Source organism: Actinocatenispora sera (assembly GCF_018324685.1).
GTDB lineage: Bacteria > Actinomycetota > Actinomycetes > Mycobacteriales > Micromonosporaceae > Actinocatenispora > Actinocatenispora sera.
The window spans coordinates 565,151-586,130 of the sequence record NZ_AP023354.1; the positions used below are offsets into that span (position 1 = coordinate 565,151).

General features: G+C 73.1%; 18 protein-coding genes. 7 read left to right on the forward strand and 11 right to left on the reverse strand.

Going from position 1 to position 20,980, the window contains the following annotated elements:
• Nucleotides 1–60: 60 nt before the first annotated feature.
• Genes Asera_RS02590 through ssd form a run of 4 tightly spaced genes read right to left on the reverse strand, consistent with a single transcriptional unit; the run spans nucleotide 61 to nucleotide 3,924 of the window.
• Nucleotides 61–810, reverse strand: coding sequence for a type II secretion system F family protein (locus tag Asera_RS02590; protein WP_084131740.1), 750 nt, complete (start codon nucleotides 808–810; stop codon nucleotides 61–63).
• The gene (locus tag Asera_RS02595) at nucleotides 807–1,652 is read right to left on the reverse strand and encodes a type II secretion system F family protein (protein ID WP_051802383.1); all 846 of its coding nucleotides are present in this window, start codon (nucleotides 1,650–1,652) and stop codon (nucleotides 807–809) included. Before Asera_RS02595 ends, Asera_RS02590 begins: the two co-directional genes overlap by 4 nt.
• The gene (locus Asera_RS02600) at nucleotides 1,649–2,845 is read right to left on the reverse strand and encodes a TadA family conjugal transfer-associated ATPase (RefSeq protein WP_030446889.1); all 1,197 of its coding nucleotides are present in this window, start codon (nucleotides 2,843–2,845) and stop codon (nucleotides 1,649–1,651) included. The genes Asera_RS02595 and Asera_RS02600 overlap by 4 nt, the downstream gene beginning before the upstream one ends.
• Nucleotides 2,842–3,924 (reverse strand): septum site-determining protein Ssd, encoded by a 1,083-nt coding sequence (gene ssd, locus Asera_RS02605; protein ID WP_030446890.1) that lies wholly within the window; start codon nucleotides 3,922–3,924, stop codon nucleotides 2,842–2,844. Before ssd ends, Asera_RS02600 begins: the two co-directional genes overlap by 4 nt.
• Before the next feature lie 476 nt (nucleotides 3,925–4,400).
• Between ssd and Asera_RS02610 the strand changes: the two genes are divergently transcribed.
• Complete coding sequence (locus Asera_RS02610; RefSeq protein ID WP_030446891.1) at nucleotides 4,401–5,999, forward strand: ABC-F family ATP-binding cassette domain-containing protein; 1,599 nt, start codon at nucleotides 4,401–4,403, stop codon at nucleotides 5,997–5,999.
• A gap of 127 nt (nucleotides 6,000–6,126) precedes the next feature.
• Here the strand turns inward: Asera_RS02610 and Asera_RS02615 are convergent, their stop codons facing one another.
• Entirely contained in the window at nucleotides 6,127–6,771 is a 645-nt protein-coding gene (locus tag Asera_RS02615) for a GrpB family protein (RefSeq protein ID WP_051802384.1), read from the reverse strand.
• A 98-nt stretch (nucleotides 6,772–6,869) separates the two neighbouring features.
• On the opposite strand from Asera_RS02615, the gene Asera_RS02620 reads away from it, so the two are divergent.
• The 4 genes from Asera_RS02620 (at nucleotide 6,870) to Asera_RS02635 (ending at nucleotide 10,297) form a co-directional block, all read left to right on the forward strand.
• Nucleotides 6,870–7,985 carry a MerR family transcriptional regulator gene (locus Asera_RS02620; RefSeq protein ID WP_030446893.1) on the forward strand — a complete coding sequence of 372 codons (1,116 nt, stop codon included), beginning with the start codon at nucleotides 6,870–6,872 and terminating at the stop codon, nucleotides 7,983–7,985.
• Nucleotides 7,986–8,102: 117 nt separating this feature from the next.
• Complete coding sequence (locus Asera_RS02625; RefSeq protein ID WP_157034877.1) at nucleotides 8,103–8,534, forward strand: metallophosphoesterase family protein; 432 nt, start codon at nucleotides 8,103–8,105, stop codon at nucleotides 8,532–8,534.
• A 223-nt stretch (nucleotides 8,535–8,757) separates the two neighbouring features.
• Nucleotides 8,758–8,958 carry a hypothetical protein gene (locus tag Asera_RS02630; RefSeq protein ID WP_157034878.1) on the forward strand — a complete coding sequence of 67 codons (201 nt, stop codon included), beginning with the start codon at nucleotides 8,758–8,760 and terminating at the stop codon, nucleotides 8,956–8,958.
• Between the two features lie 496 nt (nucleotides 8,959–9,454).
• Nucleotides 9,455–10,297 carry an HAD family hydrolase gene (locus Asera_RS02635; protein ID WP_030446895.1) on the forward strand — a complete coding sequence of 281 codons (843 nt, stop codon included), beginning with the start codon at nucleotides 9,455–9,457 and terminating at the stop codon, nucleotides 10,295–10,297.
• 325 nt (nucleotides 10,298–10,622) lie between these two features.
• Here Asera_RS02635 and Asera_RS02640 read toward each other — a convergent pair whose 3' ends face one another.
• The 5 genes from Asera_RS02640 to Asera_RS02660 are packed head-to-tail and all read right to left on the reverse strand — an operon-like array spanning nucleotide 10,623 to nucleotide 17,497.
• Nucleotides 10,623–12,371: an IucA/IucC family protein gene (locus tag Asera_RS02640; protein ID WP_035297039.1), complete on the reverse strand. Its 1,749-nt coding sequence runs from the start codon at nucleotides 12,369–12,371 to the stop codon at nucleotides 10,623–10,625.
• Nucleotides 12,368–13,663, reverse strand: coding sequence for a lysine N(6)-hydroxylase/L-ornithine N(5)-oxygenase family protein (locus Asera_RS02645; protein WP_030446897.1), 1,296 nt, complete (start codon nucleotides 13,661–13,663; stop codon nucleotides 12,368–12,370). Before Asera_RS02645 ends, Asera_RS02640 begins: the two co-directional genes overlap by 4 nt.
• Entirely contained in the window at nucleotides 13,660–14,304 is a 645-nt protein-coding gene (locus Asera_RS02650; RefSeq protein WP_084131746.1) for a GNAT family N-acetyltransferase, read from the reverse strand. Before Asera_RS02650 ends, Asera_RS02645 begins: the two co-directional genes overlap by 4 nt.
• Nucleotides 14,301–16,055: an IucA/IucC family protein gene (locus Asera_RS02655; protein ID WP_035297042.1), complete on the reverse strand. Its 1,755-nt coding sequence runs from the start codon at nucleotides 16,053–16,055 to the stop codon at nucleotides 14,301–14,303. The genes Asera_RS02650 and Asera_RS02655 overlap by 4 nt, the downstream gene beginning before the upstream one ends.
• Nucleotides 16,052–17,497, reverse strand: coding sequence for a pyridoxal phosphate-dependent decarboxylase family protein (locus Asera_RS02660; RefSeq protein ID WP_244843709.1), 1,446 nt, complete (start codon nucleotides 17,495–17,497; stop codon nucleotides 16,052–16,054). The genes Asera_RS02655 and Asera_RS02660 overlap by 4 nt, the downstream gene beginning before the upstream one ends.
• 995 nt (nucleotides 17,498–18,492) lie before the next feature.
• Here Asera_RS02660 and Asera_RS02665 point away from each other — a divergent pair.
• Together Asera_RS02665 and Asera_RS02670 are read left to right on the forward strand one after the other, a co-directional pair.
• Nucleotides 18,493–19,455 carry a hypothetical protein gene (locus Asera_RS02665; protein ID WP_030446901.1) on the forward strand — a complete coding sequence of 321 codons (963 nt, stop codon included), beginning with the start codon at nucleotides 18,493–18,495 and terminating at the stop codon, nucleotides 19,453–19,455.
• Between the two features lie 214 nt (nucleotides 19,456–19,669).
• The gene (locus Asera_RS02670; protein WP_157034879.1) at nucleotides 19,670–20,299 is read left to right on the forward strand and encodes a hypothetical protein; all 630 of its coding nucleotides are present in this window, start codon (nucleotides 19,670–19,672) and stop codon (nucleotides 20,297–20,299) included.
• A gap of 123 nt (nucleotides 20,300–20,422) precedes the next feature.
• Here the strand turns inward: Asera_RS02670 and Asera_RS02675 are convergent, their stop codons facing one another.
• Nucleotides 20,423–20,941 carry a PadR family transcriptional regulator gene (locus Asera_RS02675; protein ID WP_030446903.1) on the reverse strand — a complete coding sequence of 173 codons (519 nt, stop codon included), beginning with the start codon at nucleotides 20,939–20,941 and terminating at the stop codon, nucleotides 20,423–20,425.
• Between the last annotated feature and the right edge of the window lie 39 nt (nucleotides 20,942–20,980).

A 20,980-nucleotide genomic window follows, 5' to 3' on the forward strand; every position in this document is an offset into this window, starting at 1 on the left:
TTCCTCCTTGTCACTTGTCGTCCGGGCGGGACGGTCCCGACCCGGTGACCGCGGTCCCGTTCAGGGCAGGACCGCGCCCAACGTCGACGCGACGACCGGGACCAGGCCGCCGACGACGAACGCCGGAAGAAAGCAGAGGCCGAGCGGCAGCACCAGCAGAACGCTGGCGCGTTGCACGGTGGCCTCCTGTTCGTGCCTCTCGTTGGCGCGCAGATCCGCGGCGACCCGGCCGAACACCCGGGCGAGCCCCGCACCACTGTCGGCGCTGCGGACGGCAGCGTCCGCCAGCCGCTCCCCGCCGGGTATGTCGCGGACCACCAGCCAGGCCGTGGTCGGTGTGCTGCCCAGTGCGAGCGCGCGACCGACCTGAGCGAGGCGCTCCCCGAGCGGCCCGGCCAGCGCCGCGCCGACCGCGCCGGCCGCGGTCGCCGTCGGAGCACCGGCGGCCAACGCGGACGCCAGCAGATCGAGGGCGAACGGCAGGTCCGCGGCGGCCCGACGGCGCATCCGCGCGACGGCCGGCGATTCGAACCGGCGAACCGCGAACGCGACGCCGATCGCGACCACCAACCCGGCCAGCACCCCGACCCAGCCGGAAACCAGAACCGCCACCCCGAGACCTGCCAGCGGTGCCACCAGCACCATCGGACGCCGGCGACGGGATCGACGATCGGGCGGCGTGGCCCGCGGCGCGACGCGCGACAGCCGTCCGGCGCTGCCACCGGAGCGGCGACCGACCAGCGCCACAATCGCGGCGAGGCCGACCAGGCTGGCGGCCGCCACCACCGGGGCCCCGGCACCGGCCGTCATGTCGGCACCGCCGCGCCGGCCCGGGTCAGCCGAAGCGTCCAGGCAACACCGGCGAACTGCAGCGCCAACGCGACCACGGCGCAGCCGGCGCCGATTCCCGTGTGCCACAACAGGTGCAGCGGATGGGCACCGATCGCGTAGCCAAGGCCGATCCCGGCCAGGGGCAGCAAGGCCAGCAGCGCCGCGGTGACCCGGTTGCCGGCGGCCTGTGCCGCGGCTGTGCGGCGAAGCCGTTCGCGTTCGGACAGCTCGGTCTGCAGCCGGTCGAGCAGATCGGCCAGCGGTGCGCCGGTGCCGGCGGCAAGTCGCCAGGCGACCGCCAGGCGCGCGGTGATGTCCGCGCGGGACGGCTCGGCGTCGGTGGCCAGCACCGCGGCGGGGTCGTCCGGTACGACCGGGCCCGGTGCGGCCAGTGGCTCGACGTCGGTGCCCGCCAGACGTGGCCACACGTGGCCGAGTGCCTGGGACGGAGCGAGACCGGCCTGCAGATCGTCGGCGAGCGCTGTCACCGCGTCCAGGGCCGCGGCGCGAAGGCGGCCGGCCCGCTGGGCCGCTCGGCGCCGGAACATCAGGTACGCACCGAAACCGGAGTAGGCGCCGCACACCAGCGCCGCGACCGGGCCGGCGGTCGTCGCGCCGACCAGCCCGCCAAGCAGTGCCGCGAGCGCCGCGCCGGTACGGGTCGAGCGGGTGACGGTGCGTCGGGCCCACCGAACGAGCCGAACCGCGGTGCTCGACGGCGTCGTCCGGATGCCGGCCATCCGGCGCCGGCCCCGCCGGCTCGGCAGCACGAGCAGCAGGGCGGCCCCGCCGAGGGTGAGGCCGGCGAGGAGTTCGGTCATGCTCCGCCACCCGAGGCGGCGGTACCCAGCAGCGACGGCACGGGCACGTCGCGGTCGCTCAGCAGGCGGGCGAGCGCCGCAGCGGCCGGCTGGACACCGGCACCGCGGTGCCACACCGGCGTGGCGAGCACCCGATCGTCCGGGCCACTCGGGGTCAGCAGGCAGATCTCGTCGAGCACACGCCCCGACGGGCTGCGGCGAAGGTGCAGCACGACCCGTAGCGCGGAACGCAGTTGGGCGTGCAGGGCAGCACGCTCCAGCCCGCCGAGCAGGCCGAGCGCCTCGAGCCGGGCCGGCACGTCGCGCGGAGCGTTGGCGTGCAGCGTGCCGGCACCACCCTCATGCCCGGTGTTCAGTGCGGCAAGCAGCTCCACGATCTCCGCGCCCCGGCATTCACCGATGACCAGGCGGTCCGGACGCATCCGCAGTGCCTGACGCACCAGGTCGCGCAGGGTCACCTCGCCCGCGCCCTCGGCGTTCGCCGGTCGCGCGGTCAGGCCGACCACGTGCGGGTGGCTCGGCCGCAGCTCGGCGGCGTCTTCGACAACCACGATGCGCTCGGTCACCGGCACCTGGCCGAGCAGCGTCGACAGCATCGTCGTCTTTCCCGAACCGGTGCCGCCGGTCACCAGGTAGGCGAGACGGGCGTCGACGATCGCGATCAACACGTCGGCGACCGCGGGGGTGATCGTGCCCGCCGCGATCAGCTCGTCGATGCCGAAGGCACGGTGCCGGAACGTGCGCAGCGACAGGTAGGGCCCGCCGGGCGCCACCGGGGGCAGCATGGCGTGCAACCGGGTGCCGTCGGGGAGCCGGGCATCCACGAACGGGTGGGCATCGTCGAGCGCGCGCCCGCAACCGGCGGCGAGGCGTTGGGCGAGCCGGCGGACCGGGTCGGTGCCCAGCCAGCGGACCGGAACCCGCACCAGACCGGCGCCCCGATCACACCAGACCTCACGTCCGTTGACCAGTACGTCGGTGACCCGCGGATCGGCCAGCAACGGATCGAGCGGGCCGGCACCGATCAGGTCGCGCCGCAGCTCGTCGGCCATCGCCAGCAACGCACGATCGCCCAGCGCCGCACCGCACTCGGCCCGCACGGCCGCAACGATCGCGGCCGGGCTTGCCGCGCTTCCGTTGCGCGCCAGTCGTTGCCGTACCCGATCGGTCAGCTCCTCGTCGACGGACATCAGGCCACCTCGCGTCCGGTGTGCGCGGTCAGCTCGGCCACCAGTTGTCCGCAGAGTTCGGCCAACGGGCCGCGACCGGACCCGGTCGGCGGATCACCGCGCTCCAGAGCCGCAGCGAGGTCCGGCTCGGGCCGAAGCACACCGGCCACCGGGAGCCCGAGGGCGGCGCCGACGTCACGAGCGGTCAGTCCGCCCGGCGCCGGCCCGCGCACCACCACTCGCAACGACCGGCAGTGCGGCCCGACCTGGGTGGCAACCCGAACCGCGGCCGCACACGCCCTGATGTCGGCGGTCACCGGCATCAGCACCTCACTGGCCGCCTGCACGCCACACATCGCGGCCGGGCCCAGGCTGCGGGGAAGGTCGATGACCACGAGGTCACCGCCGCGCCGGCCGGCGTCGAGAGTCGCCTCCATCGCCTCGACCGGAACCTCGATCTCGTCGCCGCGATCCCAGGAGACCATGGCGAGTTCGCCCTGCCGGGGCAGGCCGGCGCGCAGCGCCGCCACGTCGACCCGGCCTCGGGCCGCGGAGAGTTCGGGCCAGCGCAGCCCTTGCGCGCCTTCGGCGCCGAGGAGCAGGTCGACCCCACCGCCCAACGGGTCCGCGTCGACCAGCATCGTCCGCAGCCCGGTGCGCGCGGCGGTCAGCGCCAGCCCCGCGGCCAGTACGCTCGCGCCGGCGCCGCCGCGGCCCCCGATCACCGCGACGACCGGCGCCGACTCGCGATAGCGGGCACCGGCGCTGCCGAACCGTTCGGTCAGCCAGCCCGCGGCGGCTGGCAGCACCACGACGTGGTCGGCGTCGAGTTGGCTCGCCACCCGCCAGGAACCGCCATCGTCGGACACCGGCTCGTAGGTTCCGTCGCCCTGCTCGGACAGCCGTGTCACCAGCACCAGGCCGCGACGTCGCGGCAGCCGAGCTCGTACGCATCCGGTCACCGCGTCGGCGCCGATCACCACCAGCGTGGCCGTGCGCCAGTACTGGCGGGCGGCGGTGGCGTCCGGTGCGACGTCGACATCACCACAGCCGGCGGCGGCGAGCGCGAGCAACTCGTCCAGCAGCTGGGCATCGCCGGTCACCACCAGCGGGCGCGGCTCGGCGTCGGGCGGATCGGAAGTGTCCATGGCCATCGGTGCCTCCGGGTCGGTGAGCTGACCGCCCCACCGTCCTGCCGCCGCAGCGTGCCGGCGACCGGCTCACCGCGATCTGTGGACAACCCGACCCCCTGTGGACAACCTGGCCGCAGCCGCCGATCCGCGCTATCGCGCGCGATCCGTGGGCACGCGCGGCGCCCCGCAAGTCGTTTGCACCGGGACGGGGCCACTCAGTACGCTCGGGTGAGCTGCCGCCGTTCATCGGAGTCGACATTGATCTTCTGAGGTGTACAGACACCGCGAGCACCGGGGTTCTCCCAGCGTCGCGCGCCTGACCTCGGATGGCAGCTGACATCCCGACACGCCGCAACACCGTTTCACGGTGCGGCTGTCCACTGGTGCGTTCCCCGTGCAGGTGCTTCGCGTCCTGCCACTGCCCACCTCCAGCGGGGAGCCATGCCATGTCCGCATCGATCGTCTGCTCGAATCTCGGTTTCACCTGGCCGGACGGTGACGTCGTCCTCGACCGGCTCGACCTGACGGTCGGCCCCGGCCGTACCGGGCTGATCGGGGTCAACGGCTCCGGGAAGTCCACGCTGCTGCGGCTGATCGCCGGCGAGCTCGAACCGACGTACGGCACCATCAACGTCACCGGCGAACTGGGGTACCTACCACAGAACCTGATCCTCGCCTCGGCACGACGGGTAGACGACGTGCTCGGCCTGGTGGAGATCCGGGCCGCGATCCGCGCGATCGAACGCGGCGACGCCGACGAGCGGCACTTCGCGGCCGTCGGCGACCGGTGGGATGCCGAGGAACGTACCCGCGCCGCCCTCGATCGGCTCGGGCTCGGGCATGTCACGCTGGACCAGCGGGTCGGTGAGCTCTCCGGCGGCGAGCTGGTACTGCTCGGTCTCGCCGCGCAGTTCCTGCGGCGGCCGGGCGTGCTGCTGCTCGACGAGCCGACCAACAACCTGGATCTGGCCGCCCGACACCTGGTGTACCAGGCGATCCGCGACTGGTCGGGTGTGCTGGTGCTCGTCTCGCACGATCGCGGGCTCCTGCGACACGTCGACCGGATCGGCGAGCTGCGGTCCGGATCGGTGACGTTCCACGGTGGCAACCTCGACGACCACGAGCGCGCGGTCGCCATCGAGCAGGAGGCGGCCGAGCGGATGGTGCGCGTCGCCGAGTCCGATCTCCAGCGACAGCGGCGGGAGCTGGCCGAGGCGCGCACGAAGCTGGACCGGCGCGCACGGTACGGCCAGAAGCAGTGGGACACCAAGCGGGAGCCGAAGGTACGGATGCGCAAGCGGCAGGAGGATGCGCAGATCGCCGCCGGCAAGCACCGCAACCTGCACCTGGACAGGGTGGCGCAGGCCAGGGATCGACTTCGGGAGACCGAAACGGCGGTACGCGCCGACGACGAGATCCGGATCGACCTGCCGGCAACGTCGGTGCCGTCCGGCAAGGAGGTGCTCACACTGTCCGATGTGGAGCTTCGGCACGGCCCGACGGTGCGGCTCGCGGTACGCGGGCCGGAGCGGATCGCGCTCGTCGGGGCGAACGGCGCCGGCAAGACCACGCTGCTGCAGACAATTGCCGGGGCGATCCCGCCACGCTCGGGAACGGTCGACGTGCCGGTGCCGGTGCGCTGGCTGCCGCAGCGCCTCGACCTGCTGGACGACGCGCTGTCCGCCGCCGAGAACGTCGCCCGCGCGGCGCCGACCGCCTCGAACAACGCGATCCGCGCCCAGCTGGCGCGGTTCCTGTTGCGCGGCAACCGGGCGGACCGGCGCGCCGGCAGCCTGTCCGGCGGTGAGCGGTTCCGGGCGACGCTGGCCACGCTGCTGCTGGCCGAGCCGGCACCGCAGCTGTTGCTGCTGGACGAGCCGACCAACAACCTGGACCTGGCGAGCGTCCGCCAGCTGGCCCAGGCGCTGGGGTCCTACGCCGGCGCACTCGTCGTGGCCAGCCACGACGTCGCGTTCCTGCGCACCATCGGGGTGACCCGATGGGTACGCCTGGAGTCGACGCTGACGAACACCGACCCGCTGTAGCCATCCCCGGCCACCGCGGCCAGCCGAAGCCCGGCCGTCCGCTCTCCGCTGCTGCTGCGCCTTCCGCTCATCGCTGCAGACCGGCCGAAGTCCCGGTCGTCCGGCCACCCGAGCCCGTACCTTCCGGTCACCGTCCCGGGCTCGGCCGAAGGTTGGCCTCCTGGTCGTCGCCGCGGGGCGGCCGGAGTCCGGCCTTGTGCAAGATGTCGAGAATCGCGGTCACCTTCCGCGCGTTGTACGCGGACACCGACCACGGCTGGTCCGCCGCCGCCCGCCGTTTCGCGGCCTGGTAGGTGGCCTGATCGTCGGGATGGGACCGTAGCCAGTCACGGAAGATCAGGTGCCGCAGGTGCTCGTCGCAGTCCGGACCGAACACGTGCAGGTTCACGGTGTGGCCGTCGTTCCAGCAGCAGCGATGCTGGTACCAAGCCGGTTCCCTGGTTCGCAGCACGTACCCGAGCGGTTCCAGCACGGGCAGGTAGGCGGGCTCGTCGGCCGGATCGGGCACGATCAGGTCGATGTCGACCCGGTTCTGCGCCGCCAGCCCGGGTACCGCCGTCGACCCGACACGCTCGACGGCGATCGCGTGAGCGCCCAGCGCGGCGCGGATCCGAACCCGTTCCCGGGCGAACAAGCTCGGCCAGGCCGGGTCGTACGGCGTCATCGTGATGGCCGCCGCGGGCACATCGACCGACCGGTCGCCCACGGCGCCGGCCGCGATGCGCTCACGGCTGAGCTGGTTCGCCGGATCCGGCAGCGGCGGTACGCGCATGTCATCGAGCGTATGCCCCACGCACGGGTCGTCGGCACCTGGCGCTGGCAGGTCGTGGTACTTGACCCTCACGTGGCGTCATGCCGCATGGTCGAGGAATGGCGGAGCACCTGACCGTGGGACGCGTGGCCGAGCTGGCCGGGGTGAGCGTCCGCACGCTGCACCATGACGACGAGATCGGGCTCGTCCGGCCGTCCGCACGGACCGCGGCCGGCTACCGGGCCTACCTCGCCGACGACATCGAACGGCTGCGCGAGGTGCTCGCGTACCGGCGGCTGGGCTTCGGGCTGCGCGAGATCGCCGATCTGGTCGACGATCCGGCCGCCGACGCCATCGGCCACCTGCGCCGGCTGCGCGGCCTGCTGCTCGAACAGCGCGACCGGGCGGCCGCCATGGTGACCGCCATCGACCAGGAACTGGAGGCTCGGGCCATGGGGATCAGGACGACACCGGAGGACCAACTCAGGGTGTTCGGCGCGCAGCTGTACGAGGTCATCGGGTCCGCGTACCCGGCGACGCGACGCACCGAGCCCCGGATCGCGGAACGGATCTGGGCGGCGCTTGGCGACGCCCGGACGGTACTCAACGTCGGCGCGGGGACCGGTTCGTACGAGCCGCCCGACCGCGACGTCACCGCCGTGGAACCGTCGGCGGTGATGCGGGCCCAACGTCCCGCGGGCGCCGCACCGTGCGTGGCCGCGAGCGCCGAGAGCCTGCCGTTCGAGGACCGGTCCTTCGATGCCGCGATGGCGGTCAGTACCGTGCACCACTGGCCGGACCCGGTCGCCGGGCTGCGCGAGATGCGTCGGGTGGCCCGCCGGGTCGTGGTGTTCACGTACGACGCCAGCAGCCCCGGGTGGCAGGACCGGTTCTGGCTCACCCGCGACTACCTGCCCGAGTTTGCCGAGCTGTTGTCGGGCCGGCCAGCACTGGCCGACCTGACCCGTGCGATCGGTGGACGGGCGGAGCCGGTACCCGTGCCGTGGGACTGCACCGACGGGTTCTTCGAGGCGCACTGGCGGCGACCCGAGGCGTACCTGGACGAGCAGGTCCGCCGCGCGGTGTCGGTCTGGACCCGGGTCGGGCCGTCGGCCGAACTGCGGGCGGTCGAGAACCTCCGCGCCGATCTCGCCTCCGGCCGCTGGGCCGAACGCAACCGCGACCTGCTCGACCTCGACGCGGCGGAACTGGGCCTCCGCCTCCTCACCGCCTGAACCAGCTACCGTTCCCGGTCGACACCTCCAAGTCCACCGTGGAGTGGATGAGCCGGCAGCGGGCCGCACTGCGCACCGGCACCATGCCCGAGCCGCATCGCGTCGTGGCTGGCCGCCGTGCTTGCTGAGCCGGCAGCGGTCGGCACCGTGTTGGTGCCGCACCATCCGCCTATCGCGCCGATCGATTCGCCGCTGCTGGGTTCGGTGAACCTTGCCGATGCCGACCGGCTCGGCAGCGTGGTCCGCGGTCCGGACGTTCGGGCGCTGCTGTGCGAACACTTCCACCTGCAATTGACCGGCGTCACCCACACCGGTATACCGGTGTGGGTGACGCCAGGTGTGGTCACGCGCATCGACCGCACCGCACCGCCGCACCTGGAACGCGCCGTACTCGGCGCGAGCGCAACCGTGGTCGACCTTGATGTGTCTGGCGGACCGATGTTCCATGCGTTGCATGCACGCGACCCACGCGCCGGCACGACCGCCTACCTGGTCGACGCGCCTTCGGGCGCTGACGCGGTGGAAGAAGAAGACCGCCTCATCAGCTGACCGCTCGTCTGGCTCGCTGCGGGTGCGGGGCCGCGCTGGGGCGACTGCGCGGGGATTCCTTGGAGTGCCGTGGATCTGGACAATGCCGTGCTGCATGTGGCTCAGGTCGCCGTGGAGACGTCGCACAGCGTCGAGCTACGTCCGTACCCGAAAACGGAGGCTGGGCGGCGTAACGGCCCCGATGGGCGCCGGGCTGTCGGCCATCCTGCGGGAGTACCGGGAGATGACCGGCAACCCGTCGGACCGTGACCTCGCCGTGCTGAGTCGCGTCGGCCGTCCGATGCGTCGCGCCAACTTCCGCAAGCGGGTGTGGCGTCCGGCGCTGGTACGTGCCGGCCTGCTCGGCGCCGTTACCGAGACCACCGACGGTCGCTGGCGCGCTGAGTGGCCTGCCGCGGACGGTATCGAGGGTCGACCACGCTGAACCTGTACACGCATCCGTCCGCGGGCTTCGAGGAGCGGATTCGGCGGTCCATCGACGGCGAGTCTCCTGACTTTCTGCTGACTTCTGGGCCGGACGACCAGGACGACGACGGTGCGGCCGGCGTGCCCCTCCCGGCCTAAGCTGCACGAACGTTCAGGAACACACAACCCCGGGATAGGGACGACCCCCGCCGGGGGGTGGCGGGGGCCGTCAGGGGGGCCGGCTCCGGGGGGGTCGAGCCGGGCCCACTCAGCGGTCACGGGGGGTGCAACCGCCGAGAGTGTGGTGACGAGCCGGAAGCGACTGCCTCGGCCCGCATGCACCTACTCCATAAGGATGCCCGAGATCGAGGCGCGACGTCGAGTAGTAGCAGGAATCCGGCGCACGTACCTCCACCTTCAGGGTGCAACCGTTCGGCCACCCAGCGCGGCCCACCGACCGGGACACGAACCGCCCGGTCGAGGCGAGTGTCGGTGGTGATGAATACACTCGGCCCGTGGGCCCAGGCGCCGCTTTCTTCGATCTCGACCGGACAGTGATCGCGACGTCGAGCGCTTTGGCATTCGCGCGGCCGTTCTACCGCGACGGCTTGTTGAACCGCCGCGACGTGGTCGCCAGTGGGTACACGCAGGCGGTGTACAAGTTGGCCGGCGCGGGCGACGAGCAGATGGCGAGAATCCGCGACCAGTTGGCCACCATGAGCCGCGGCTGGCCCGTTGACCAGGTAAGACGGATCGTCGCCGGCGCGATCGACGAGCTGATCGCGCCCTACGTGTACGCCGAGGCGCTGGTGTTGATCGAGCAGCACCGGGCGGCCGGGCGTGACATTGTGCTCGTCTCGTCCTCGGGCGAGGAGATGGTCCGACCGATTGCGCGATTGGTTGGCGCGGACGATGTGATCGCCACCCGGATGGCGATCCGGGACGGCCGGTTCACCGGCGAGGTCGACTTCTATGCCGCCGGCGAGAGCAAAGCGGAGGCGGTGCGGGAATTGGCGACCCGAAACGGCTACGATCTTGCGACCTGTTACGCCTACTCCGATTCCGTGAGCGATGTACCGCTCCTGTCAACTGTCGGATATCCGACAGTTGTCAACGCGGATCGCGGACTGCGCCGTGTCGCCCGGGAGCGTCAGTGGCCGCTGCTGGCCTTCCGGAACCCCGTTCCGACCCCGCTGACCCGCATCCGGTACGTGCTGAGCCGACCGCCCGGCGGGTCCCTGGTCCCGATGGCCGCCATCGTCACCGCGGGCGCCGCCGTCACCGCCGCCATCTGGTACGCACGCCGTCGCCGCCCCACCGCACGGATCGAGCCGGCGCCGCAGCGACCCGGCGCCTGAGCCAGGGTCGCACCGCACCGGCACGCCAGCGGGCCGGGGCCCGACGGCCGTTCCCGCACGCCGCCGGCCCCCGGCATCCGTACCCTGCCGGCTCCCGCACCCGTTCCCCGCCCCACACCAACCATGCCCGTACAACGACACCCGTCCCCTGCCGGCGCGTCGGGTCGTTTCAGGAGCGCTCCCGTTCGTGCCGTGCCGGCGCATTCCCCCTCGTGCCGTATCCGTGGGCGGGCGACCATGCGCGGAACGCACGCCCGCGCGGCCGCGGCGGTGGCCAAGGCACCAACGCACCAACGCACCGACGCACCGGCCGACCGTTCTTCGGTCAGGATTCCCTGGCGTACAACGGGTTCGGCACCTCACCGGACGCGCCGATGGCGTGCCGCAGCGGACGGTCGGCGTAGCCGGTGACGAGCAGCCGGTCGGCGTTGAGCCGGTAGCGCGGGAACGTCGGCCCGAGCAGCGGGTACTCGTCGAAGCGGGCCGCAAGCTGCGGCTCGGCACGCTGCACCGACCGGACCGCCTCGCGGGCGATCGACCAGAACTGCGGCTCCGGTACGTCGAGCTGGTCGGCGCACAGCGGTGCCAGGTAACGGAAGTGGCCGATCAGTACGCTGTCCACCACGTGCTGGGCGATCAGCTTCGGCGCCTTGCGCGGCACGATGCCGGCCGGTTCCGGCAGCCGTTCCGGTACCACCGTGTCGGACAGTTCCAGGTCGTCGACGAGGTCCTTGAGCAGCAGCCGGCGTGGCAGCTCGTCCGCGTCGAAGGTGACGAGCGCGTTCTGGCCGTGCGGGTTGACGGTCAGCCCGTACCGGTAGAGCAGGTGCACGAGCGGTCGCAGCACCGTGCGAGCCAGCGCGGTCAGCCACTCGGCCGGCGACCGGCCGGAGGCCGACACCAGTTCTGCCAGCAGCGATCGGCCCGCTGCGTCCACATGCAACAGTGCGGCGAGTGACCGGGCGCGTTCACCGTCAGCCAGGGCCGGGGTGACCGGCTCGCGCCAGATACACCCCAGCGTCTCCAGCTGCCGGTACGGCACACCGTCCACGTCGGACAGGTACGGGTGGCGCACCGTCACCGAGGCGACCTCGCCGAGCAGTACCGTGCCGGCCAGGAACTCGTCGGCCGCCACCAACCCCTGTACCCACGCGGTGAGCACCGGCGCGCCGGCGGTGCAGTGTGGCGGGATGCCCCGCCACACCGAGGTGTTCAGGATCGACACCGGCAGCTTCACGTCGTACCGGCCCCGGTCGCTCAGGTTCGTCATCGTCCGGATCGACTGCTGCGCCAGGTACCGGTCCGGTGAGTCGCCGAGCGGCACGATGCGACGCTGCGCGATCTCTCCCGCGTACCCAACCGAGATCTGCCGGTCCCACTGCCACGGATGCACCGGCAGCCACACGTACGCGTCCGGGTCGAGACCGGCGTCGCGCAGCCCGGCGGCGAACCGCGCCTCGGTCGCCGCACCGAGCTCCGACCGGCGTACCGCGTGTTCGGACAGCCCCGGGGTACCGGTGAAGGTGGCGAGACCACGATGGACGGCCACCCAGCGCAGCCGCAGCGACCGCCGAGCCTCCGGCGCGTACCGGCGCAGATCCGTTGCCCCGAACCCGATCCGGCCCTTGTTGGCCACCAGCCACGGGTGGCCGGTGAGGTGGCCCTCGAGTTCGGCGTGGTCCAAGGTACGCAGCTTGGCGACCGGCAGGTCGTCCGCGCTCGCGTCCGCGGCGAGGGTCGCGGACAGCTCACCGAGGTACCCGGCGAGCGTCGCCGCGTCGACGCCCATCGTCGGCGCCGCATCGACGGCGAGCCGCTGCACGTCCCAGGCCGGCGCGCCGCCGCGGTTGCCGAGCAGACCCGGCGCGTACCGCCGGATCGAGTCCGGGCGGACCCGCAGCGTGCCGAAGGCACCGGCGCGGGCGGCGAACTCGTACCCGACGTCGCCGGCCAGGTCGATCCGGTACGCGCCGGCGCTCGTCTCGACCGGCGTCAACAAGCCCTCGTAGCACCATTCGCTCAGCGCCTTGGCGGCGAGGGCACGGTTCACGTCGCGCCAGCGTTCGTCGTTCACCGGACACCGCCGAAGGTCTGGAACGCGGTTCGCTTCGGCAGCCGGAACGCCTCCCGGCCGGTGACGGCGTTCAGGATCGTCGCCGACCGGTACGCGCCGATGCCGAGGTCGGGTGCCGCGGCGCCGTGCGTGTGCAGTTCCGCGTTCTGCACGTACAGCCCGCCGGACACCACGGGTGCGGTACGGATCCGGTGCTGCGCGTCGATGCGGTAGCGGCCCTGCTCGTCCCAGTCGATCAACGACCGCACCGGGTCCAGCAGCGCGGGCGGCTCGGCCGCGTAGCCGGTGGCGGCGACGACCGCGTCGGCCCGGAGCTTCCCGCTGCTGCCGGTGTCGGCGTGCGTGCAGGACAGCTCGATGCCGTCGCTGTCCCTGGTCGCGTCCGCTATCGTGGTCGCGGGATACAGCCGCACCGGCGGCAGCGTGTCGTCGATCAGCCGGTGGTAGAGCTCGCCGTGGATCGCGTCGATCGTCTCGCTGTCGATCCCCTTGTACAGCTGCCATTGCGTCCCGATCAACCGGTCCCGCACCGCGGGCTCCAGCCGGTGGAAGTAGTGCATGTACTCCGGCGTGGTGTACTCCAGCACCAGCTTGGTGTAGTCCAGCGGCGCGAACCCGGCGGTACGGGTCAGCCAGCTCACCGCCCAGCCGCGCTCACGCTGCCGCCGCAACAGGTCGAGGAACACCTCCGCGCCGGACTGGCCGGAGCCGACCACGGCGACGTGCCGCACATCGCCGCCCCAGCCGTCCGCTGTAGACAGGTAGGACGCGGAGTGGATCACCCGGTCGCCGCGGATCGCCCGCAGCGGCGCCGGCAGTACCGGTCGGGTGCCGACGCCGAGCACCACGTGCCGGGCCTCCACGGTTCGCTCCCGGGCCGAGTCGCGCAGCCGTACCGTCCACAGTCGATGCTCGGGATTCCAGTCCAGCGCGGTGACCTCCACCCCGAAGTGGGTGGACGGCAGCCGTTCCGCGGCCCAGCCGCAGTAGTCGGCGTACTCCCGGCGCGGCAGGTGGAACCGTTCCGCCACGTAGAACTGGTACATCCGGTCCCGGTCGGCCAGGTAGGACAGGAACGACCACCGGCTGGTCGGCCGTACCAGGCTGACCAGGTCGGCGAGGAAGCTCACCTGCACCGTGGCCCAGTCGAACAGCACGCCGGGGTGCCAGTCGAACCGCGGCTTCGCGTCGTACGCGGCGAACCGCAGCTCGGGCATGTCGTCGGCCAGCGCCGCCAGCGCCAGGTTGAACGGACCGATCCCGACCGCCACCACATCCAACGTCTCGCTCACACCGCACTCCCCTCACCATCGCGCGGTGCCGGTGCCGGTGGCGTGCTCCGGCGTTCGGCGATCAGCAGTGCCGCGGTCTTGTCCGGGAGCCGGATCTCGCCGCGGTGGGCGAACCCGGCGCGCCGGAACGCCCGTACCGAGGCGGTGTTGCGCACGTCCGGCTCGGCGACCACCCGGGTGCAGGCCGGATCGGCGGCGAACAGGCCGTCGCGGACCGCGGCAAGCAGGGCGCTACCCAGCCCGCGCCCGGTCAGCGCCGGATCGCCGATCAGCACGTGCACCCCGATGTCGGTCGGCCTTGCGGGGTAGGCGGCGCCGACGGGTTCGACCGCCGCCCGGTAGAGCTCCCAGTACGCCACGGGTACGCCGGCGAGGAGCCCGAGCATCGGCCGGGAGACCCGCCCGGCGAGCAGACCGGTGAGGTAGTCCCGTACCCGGTCTGCCGGCCAGTCCTGCTGCCAGTAGCGGGCGACGTGCGGGCGGTTCATCCAGTCGTGCACCAGATCCAGGTCGTTGTCGACCCGAACCGGTCGCAGGGTCAGGATGCCGCGCCCGGTCGGCACCGAGAGCCCGTCCGGCAGCCGGCGACAGCCGGCCCCGACAGGGGTTGCGGCGTGAGGGGCGCCGTCGACGGCGTTCATCGTGCCTCCCGCACGGGATTCGGTACGGTCAGGTAGATCGACTGCCGGTCCACCGGTGCGAGCACCTCGTCGATGCCGGCCAGCCGGGTGGCGAGGTTCGCCTTGCGCGGCAACCGGTCCGCGGTCAACCACCGGCGTACCAGGCCGCTGCTCGTGTCGTGGCCGCGGGACACGATGGCGCGCAACCCGTCCCGCAGCGCGCCGAGCAGGTCGCGCTCGTCCGCGACACCGGCCGCACCCAGCGCGGACACTGGCGCGAACGCCTGGTTGAACAGCAGGTAGTAGGTGAGTCGATCGTCCACTATGGAGTCCTCGGTCACCGCCAGGGTGGACTCCGTTGCGCCGGTGGCGGCCAGTACCGCCGGCAGCGCGGAGGTGGCCAGGTAGTAGCCCTGGTTGTCCCGGTACCAACCGGTGTCCGGCCAGCCGTCGCCGTCCAGCAGCACCAGCGTGTTCTGCTGGTGCGCCTCCAACCCGATCCCGGTCGTCGCGTACAGCAGCACCATCGGCGCGAGTACCCGATCCACGTACCGGCGCACCCACTCGGTGGCGACGGTGGCGGTGGATCGACCGGCGGCGAGACCGCGCACCAGCCGTACGACGGTGGTGTCCCGCACCCCGGGCTGCGGCGCGACGAGCCCCGCCAGTACCCGGGCGGCGGTCAGGCCGGGCGGCGCCTCCCGTACCGACACGTCGAGCTGGGTCGGCGTGCCGTCCGGATGCTGCACGCTCGCGTATGCCGGGTCCGCCAGGATCCGGAACTTCGGGTACGCGGCGGCGACCGGTGCGGCGATCCCGGCCGCCAGCAACCGCTGCACCTCCAGCCCGCGGACCAGCTCGGTCGGGGTGTTCTCCCGCCGCGAGTTGGTGATCCGCAGCCCGAGCGAGAGCTTCAGCATCACCGGATGGCCGGGCCGGTACACGGTGCGCAGCGACGAGGTCGGATACCAGTCCGGTCCGGCCGGCCCGAGCGGTTCGATCCGACCATCGTCGATCAGCTGGCGGAAACCGCTGCGGTGCAACAGATCGGCGGCCTGCCACGGATGGGCGGGCAGGATCGGCCGGGCGTCGCCGGTGGGTGCGCCGAGCAGCTCGGGCAGTGGCGCCGACAGCGCGGGATGCGGCACCGAGCCGGTCCGTACCAGGTCCGGGTCGACCGCGAACCAGTGCAGCGGGAACCGGCCGCGCAGCTCGGGTGCGTACCGCGCGTCCTCGTCCGGGTCGATGCCGTCCCTGCTCTTGGCGGCCGGATGCAGCAGGTGCCCGAGCAACAGATCCTGCTCGGCGGCAAGGAACCCGTCCGCCGCGCGCATGGTCGCCCATCGAGTGGCGGCAGGCGGTGCGGAGACGGCGCCTGGCTCCGGGATCGGCGGTTGCGCCGAACCGCCGTCCGTGGCCGCCTCGGCGGCGCGCGCCCGAAGGTACCGGTCGATCCGCCCGGCGCTGTCCGCGACCCGTGCCACCAGATCGGGATCGTCGCCGGTCAGCAGCGCCGCGAGAGCGGCCGCGGACCCGACCGCACCGTCTACTGTGGACACCGGGCCGAACCCGTGCAGCCCGGTGGCCGAGCGGTACCGGACGTCCACCGTGACGGCGCCGCCGCCGGGCAGTCGCAGCCGCAGCGGGCCGCGTTCGGGTACCGGTACCGCGTTGTCCAGCACGTAGCACCGCAGCAGCGCCTCGATCGCCGCCCGCTCGCCGGCGCTCGGCGCCGCGTTCGGCCGGGTCGCGGGCGTCTCCAGCGTCGTCATGCCGCCTCCCGTTCCTGATCGCCGGCGGCCAGGACGGCGTCCACGAGGTCGTCCACGTCCACGGTGCGGGCGGCCGGGTTGAGCAGCGTCAGCTTCAGGTGCACACCGCGGCCGGCGATGGTGGTACGGCCGACCAGGGCGGCACCGGTGCGCAGCAGCCGGCGCCGCAGCCGCCCGTTCAGCGCGTCCGGGTCGGGGCCGCGGTGCCGGAACACCACCGTGGTCAGCGTCGCGCCCGCGGCGAGCTCCAGCCGGGGCTCGGCCTCGATCCGCCGCTGCGCGTACCGGGCGAGGTGGTGGCAGCGGTCCAGCAGCGCACCGAGCCCATCGGCACCGAGCGCCAGGAACGTCGCCGCGACCTTCACCGCGTCCGCGCGGCGGGTGGTGGCGAGCGCGGACCGGTCCAGCAGCCCGTCGTACCCGGCCGCACCGTCGTCGGCGGGGTTGAGGTAGTCGACCCGGTGCGGCGCGAAGTCGGCGCCGTCGGCCACCAGCAGCACGCTCGCCGGCGCCGGCTGCCAGCCGAGCTTGTGCAGGTCCAGCGTCACCGAGTCGGCCGCGGCGATCCCGGCGAGCAGTCCGCGCAGCCGGGCCGAGAACACCGCACCACCGCCGTACGCGGCGTCCACGTGCAGCCGGCACCCGTACCGCCGGGCCAGCTCGGCGCACGCCGGCAGCGGGTCGATGCTGCCGAAGTCGGTGGTACCGGCGGTGGCTACGATCGCCACCGGCACCTCGTCGGCGGCCAGCCCGGCGAGCGCGCCGGCAAGCAGGTCGTCCCGCAGCCGGTACCGCGCGTCCACCGGTACGGTGTGCACCGCGTCCGCGCCCAGTCCCAGCACCGCACACGCGCGGGACACCGAGAAGTGCGCGACCGCGGAGCAGAACACCACCGGCCGCGCACCCGCCGCGAGCCGGTCGGCCACCGCGCCCCGCGCGATCAGCAGGGCGTGCAGGTTGGAGGCGGTACCGCCGGAGGTGAAGACGCCGTCCGCGGTCCCGGGCAGCCCGAGCCGGTCGGCCAGCGCGCGCACCACGTGCCGCTCGATCTCCACCGCGTACGGCCCGGAGTCCCACGTGTCGACGCTCGCGTTGAGCGCGGCCACGATCGCCTCCACCGCCGCCGGTACGCCGAGCGTCGGCGGCTGCAGGTGCGCCGCCGCGCCCGGGTCGGCCAGGTCGACGGCGCCGGTGGCGTACCGCCGGATCAGGTCGACGACCGCGGCGGCGCCCCGCCCGGCGTCCGGCAGCACGCCACCGCCGGCGGCAAGCTCGGCCCGTACCTGCTCCGCAAACTCGGCGGGAGTGCGGGCGGGCAGCGGCCCGGTGCGGTCGCGGAGCCCGGCCGCGGCGGCGGTGGCGAGCGCCGCGGTGAGTGGGGCGAGCCGGGCCAGACCCGCGGGCGTACCGGCGAGGTCGTCGGCGTCGATCGCCAGCGGCACCGTCGACCCCGCGGCCGGCGTCGACTCCGGAACCGCCGAGGCGCCCGAAGCCGGCACCGGAGTCGGCGCCGTCCGGCCCGGAGCCGGAGTCGGCGCCGTCCCGCTCGGAGCCGAGGGCGGCGTCGTCGGGTCCGGAGCTGGAGCTGGCGTCGTGGGGCTCGGGGCGGGGCCCGTTGACGGGCCCTGGGGCGGGGGCGCGGGGTGCGGCACGGCGGCCGGCACGGTGTCAGGCAAGATCATGACGTGCAGCTTAGGATAGCCTTTCCTAAGCTAACGACCCGCCCCCCGACCCGCACGGAGCGTTGCCCTTCCTGGGGAACTTCGAGCCGCACCCCTGGCGTGATTGCGCTGGTAGGCGTACAAATGGGCGTACGGAGCTGGGTCAGTCGAGCGGCACGGGGAGTGTCCGCAAGGCCGAGTCCGTGGCGCGACCACCCGGGGACCCACGTGCGATCAGCCGCGGAGGGCACAGTCGCCGGGACCGACGGTCACCGACCGCGCGGCCCTGAGTCGACGAACACGAATGCACGCCTGGTACCCCGGGCGGACGCGTGGCGACGGCGCCCCACCGAGGGCGCCGTCGATCTGTCCGCGGCCGGCTTCACCCGGCTCCGGTGCGCCGATCGGCGCGAGGGCAGCTCCGGTCATCGCGCGGGGCGACCGCAGGGGACGAGTCTGGTTTTCCGGTTCGGCTAGGGTCTGTGGCGAAGTCCGCGCGCCGGCCGCGTCGGCCCCTCGCTTCGTACGGCGTCCCTTACGCCGTGTGCGGCCCGTACCCACGTGCGGTCATCCGAGGCGCCACCGGTCGGGGATGCAGTGTCTGCCGCTGCTCGACATCCAAGGAGCCGTCCCGCATGCAGCCGAACGATCCGTCGCAGCCCCCTCCGTACGGGCAGCCTGGGCAACCCACGCCGCCGGCCGCCCAGCCCGCACCGGGCCAGCCGGTCCCGCCGCCCGGCCCGGTACCGCCGCCGAATTCCGGTCCGGCGCAACCGATGCCGGGGCCGGGCGGCTTCGACACCGGACTGCCGCAACCCTCCGGCGCGCCGTACGCACGACTGCCCGGGCCGGGATGGTCGCCGGAGCGGCGGATCCTGATCGGCGACGCGCTCACCGCGTTCGGCGGGCTGCTGGTGTTCGCGTTCTCGTTCGCCCCGTTCGTCGGGTACTCCGACGACTCGACCGTGCGCGACCTCGCCCGGGAGAACCTGCCCACCTGGTTCAGCGCCTGGGCCACCGAGACGTTCATGGCGCCGCTGACCTGGTTCGTGGTGCTCGGCGGGCTCATCTCGATCAGCCTGGCCGCGGCCCGGATGGCGGTACCGCGGGAGCGCGAGGTCGCCGGCTTCCGCACCGGCCACCTGCAGATCGGCGTCTCGATCTTCGTGTTCCTGGTGCTGTTCGGCTACGCCACATCGGCCAAGAGCATCATGTTCGGCCACGACCTCGGCGTGAGCATCACCAGCCTGGGCAGTTCCGAGGGACTGGACATGTCGCTCGGCTGGGGCGGTTACCTGATGCTGTTCGGTTCGCTCGTCGCGGCCGTCGGCGCGGTGCTCAGCCACCTGGAGATCGGCCCCACCGTGTACCCGCAGCCGCCGCGCCCGGCCGCACCGGTCGCCGCCGGCTACCCGCAGCAGCCCGGATACCCGCCGGCGCAGCAGGCGTACCCGCCGGCCGGTGGCGACCAGCCGACCGCGCCTTACCCCACCGTGCCGCAGCCCGGTCAGCCCGCGCCGCAGCCCCCCGCCGCCCAGCCCGCGCCGCCCGCGGGCCAACCGGTACCGCCGGCCGGGCAGCCCGCGCCACCCGCGGGCCAGCCGCTACCGCCCGGGGGTCAACCCGCACCGCCGGCCGGCCAGCCGGGTCAACCCGGGCCGCCGGCCGGCCAGCCGGGTCAGGCCGGCGGGCAGGTGGCGCCGCAGCCGCCGACCGGACAGACCTGGCCCCAGCAATAGGGCCCCTGCAGCCCGGCCCGGAGCCCGAGCGAGCGGAACCCGACGACCGCCGGTACCGATCGGTGCCGGCGGTCGTTCACGCCCGCCAGGTCACGGTCGGGACACGCGTGGTGGCCTGCCGAAACGATGCCCCACGGGTTGCACGACACGACTAGTGTCAGGCGACCCTGCTCGGGCGCCGCCCGTCCACACCCCCTCCCTCAAGGGACATTCCATGAGTCACCAGACAATCCTCGCCGAGATGACGTTGACCCCCGGCCAGTTCAAGGCCATCGCGGTCTTCTACGTCATCGCCGGCCTGATCTGCCTCGGCATCGGCGTCCTCAACCTGAGGAAGAAGAGCACCGGCAGCGGCGTGCTGTCGCTGCTCGTCGGCATCGCCGGCGTCGTGTACGGCGCGTACATCCTGATCGGTGACCCGGACACGGTCTGGGTCTCGTTCAAGATCTTCATCCTGCCGGTGATCGCGATCATCTACGGCATCGTCGCGCTGGTGAAGGGCAAGGCGGGCGGCTCGTCCAGCGGCCCGGCCCAGGCCGCGCCGTACAACGCGGCCGGTGCGCAGCCCGGCTGGAACCAGCAGCCCGGCCAGCCGATGCCCGGCCAGCCCGCGCCCGGCCAGCCGGCTCCCGGGCAGATGCCCGCCGGCCAGTACGGCCAGCCCGCCGGCTACCCGCAGGCGCAGCAGCCGGGCGCTGCCCCGACCGCGTACGGCCAGCCCGTCGCCCAGCAGCAGTGGGGCCAGGGCGCCGCGCCGCAGCCGGTGCAGCGCGACCCGCAGAGCCCGCCGCCCCCGCCGCCGGCGCAGACCGACCAGCCGCTCTGGCCGGGCCAGAACCGGTAACACCCGCGGTCGGACCGGCGAACCCAGCAACGCCGGTCCGACCCACCGCCTCGCGCACATCCGAACCCTCGACGCCGTGCACCGCCCGGCGCGCACCTGATCGACGCCCCAGGTGGGCGGCCCCTAGGGTCGGTCGAGTTGGTCCACCGCCCACTCGGCCCAGTCACGGCGCATCGCGCTGAACCGCAGTCCCCATTCGAGCGCCATCCGGCCGTAGCGGGACAGGTCGCTGTCGTCCCAGTCGATCGCCGTGCTGATGTGCTCCATCGCCGCCCGGTCGCGCTTGGCGTGCTCGAGCATCTCGTCCAGCACCGCTTCGCGTTGCTCCGGGTCGAGTACTCCAAGGAAGAACACCCGTAGCAGTGACGGGTTGCGGGTGGGTCGGCTCGGCTTGCTCTCGACGAGCCAGTGCTGGAGTTCGGCGCGGCCGGCGTCGGTCAGCGCGTACTCCTTGCGACCGCGCGGACCGGTCTCCGAGACGGTGATCAACTCGTCCGCGGCCAGCTTGGTCAGTTCGGTGTAGATCTGACTCTGGGACGCCGGCCAGACGTTGGCGAGCGATCCTTCGAAGAGTTTCAGCAGGTCGTACCCGCTGGCGGGGTGTTCGACCAGCAGACCCAGCAGCGCATGACGAAGACTCATGCCCCACACCCTACATTCCATACTTGACATGTCTCCAGA

Coding starts and splice junctions, on each gene's coding strand:
- Asera_RS02590 (WP_084131740.1), bottom strand. CDS start 810: ATGACGGCCGGTGCCGGGGCCCCGGTGGTGGCGGCCGCCAGCCTGGTC.
- Asera_RS02595 (WP_051802383.1), bottom strand. CDS start 1,652: ATGACCGAACTCCTCGCCGGCCTCACCCTCGGCGGGGCCGCCCTGCTG.
- Asera_RS02610 (WP_030446891.1), top strand. CDS start 4,401: ATGTCCGCATCGATCGTCTGCTCGAATCTCGGTTTCACCTGGCCGGAC.
- Asera_RS02615 (WP_051802384.1), bottom strand. CDS start 6,771: ATGCGCGTACCGCCGCTGCCGGATCCGGCGAACCAGCTCAGCCGTGAG.
- Asera_RS02620 (WP_030446893.1), top strand. CDS start 6,870: ATGGCGGAGCACCTGACCGTGGGACGCGTGGCCGAGCTGGCCGGGGTG.
- Asera_RS02630 (WP_157034878.1), top strand. CDS start 8,758: ATGACCGGCAACCCGTCGGACCGTGACCTCGCCGTGCTGAGTCGCGTC.
- Asera_RS02650 (WP_084131746.1), bottom strand. CDS start 14,304: ATGAACGCCGTCGACGGCGCCCCTCACGCCGCAACCCCTGTCGGGGCC.
- Asera_RS02655 (WP_035297042.1), bottom strand. CDS start 16,055: ATGACGACGCTGGAGACGCCCGCGACCCGGCCGAACGCGGCGCCGAGC.
- Asera_RS02665 (WP_030446901.1), top strand. CDS start 18,493: ATGCCGGGGCCGGGCGGCTTCGACACCGGACTGCCGCAACCCTCCGGC.
- Asera_RS02670 (WP_157034879.1), top strand. CDS start 19,670: ATGAGTCACCAGACAATCCTCGCCGAGATGACGTTGACCCCCGGCCAG.
- Asera_RS02675 (WP_030446903.1), bottom strand. CDS start 20,941: ATGAGTCTTCGTCATGCGCTGCTGGGTCTGCTGGTCGAACACCCCGCC.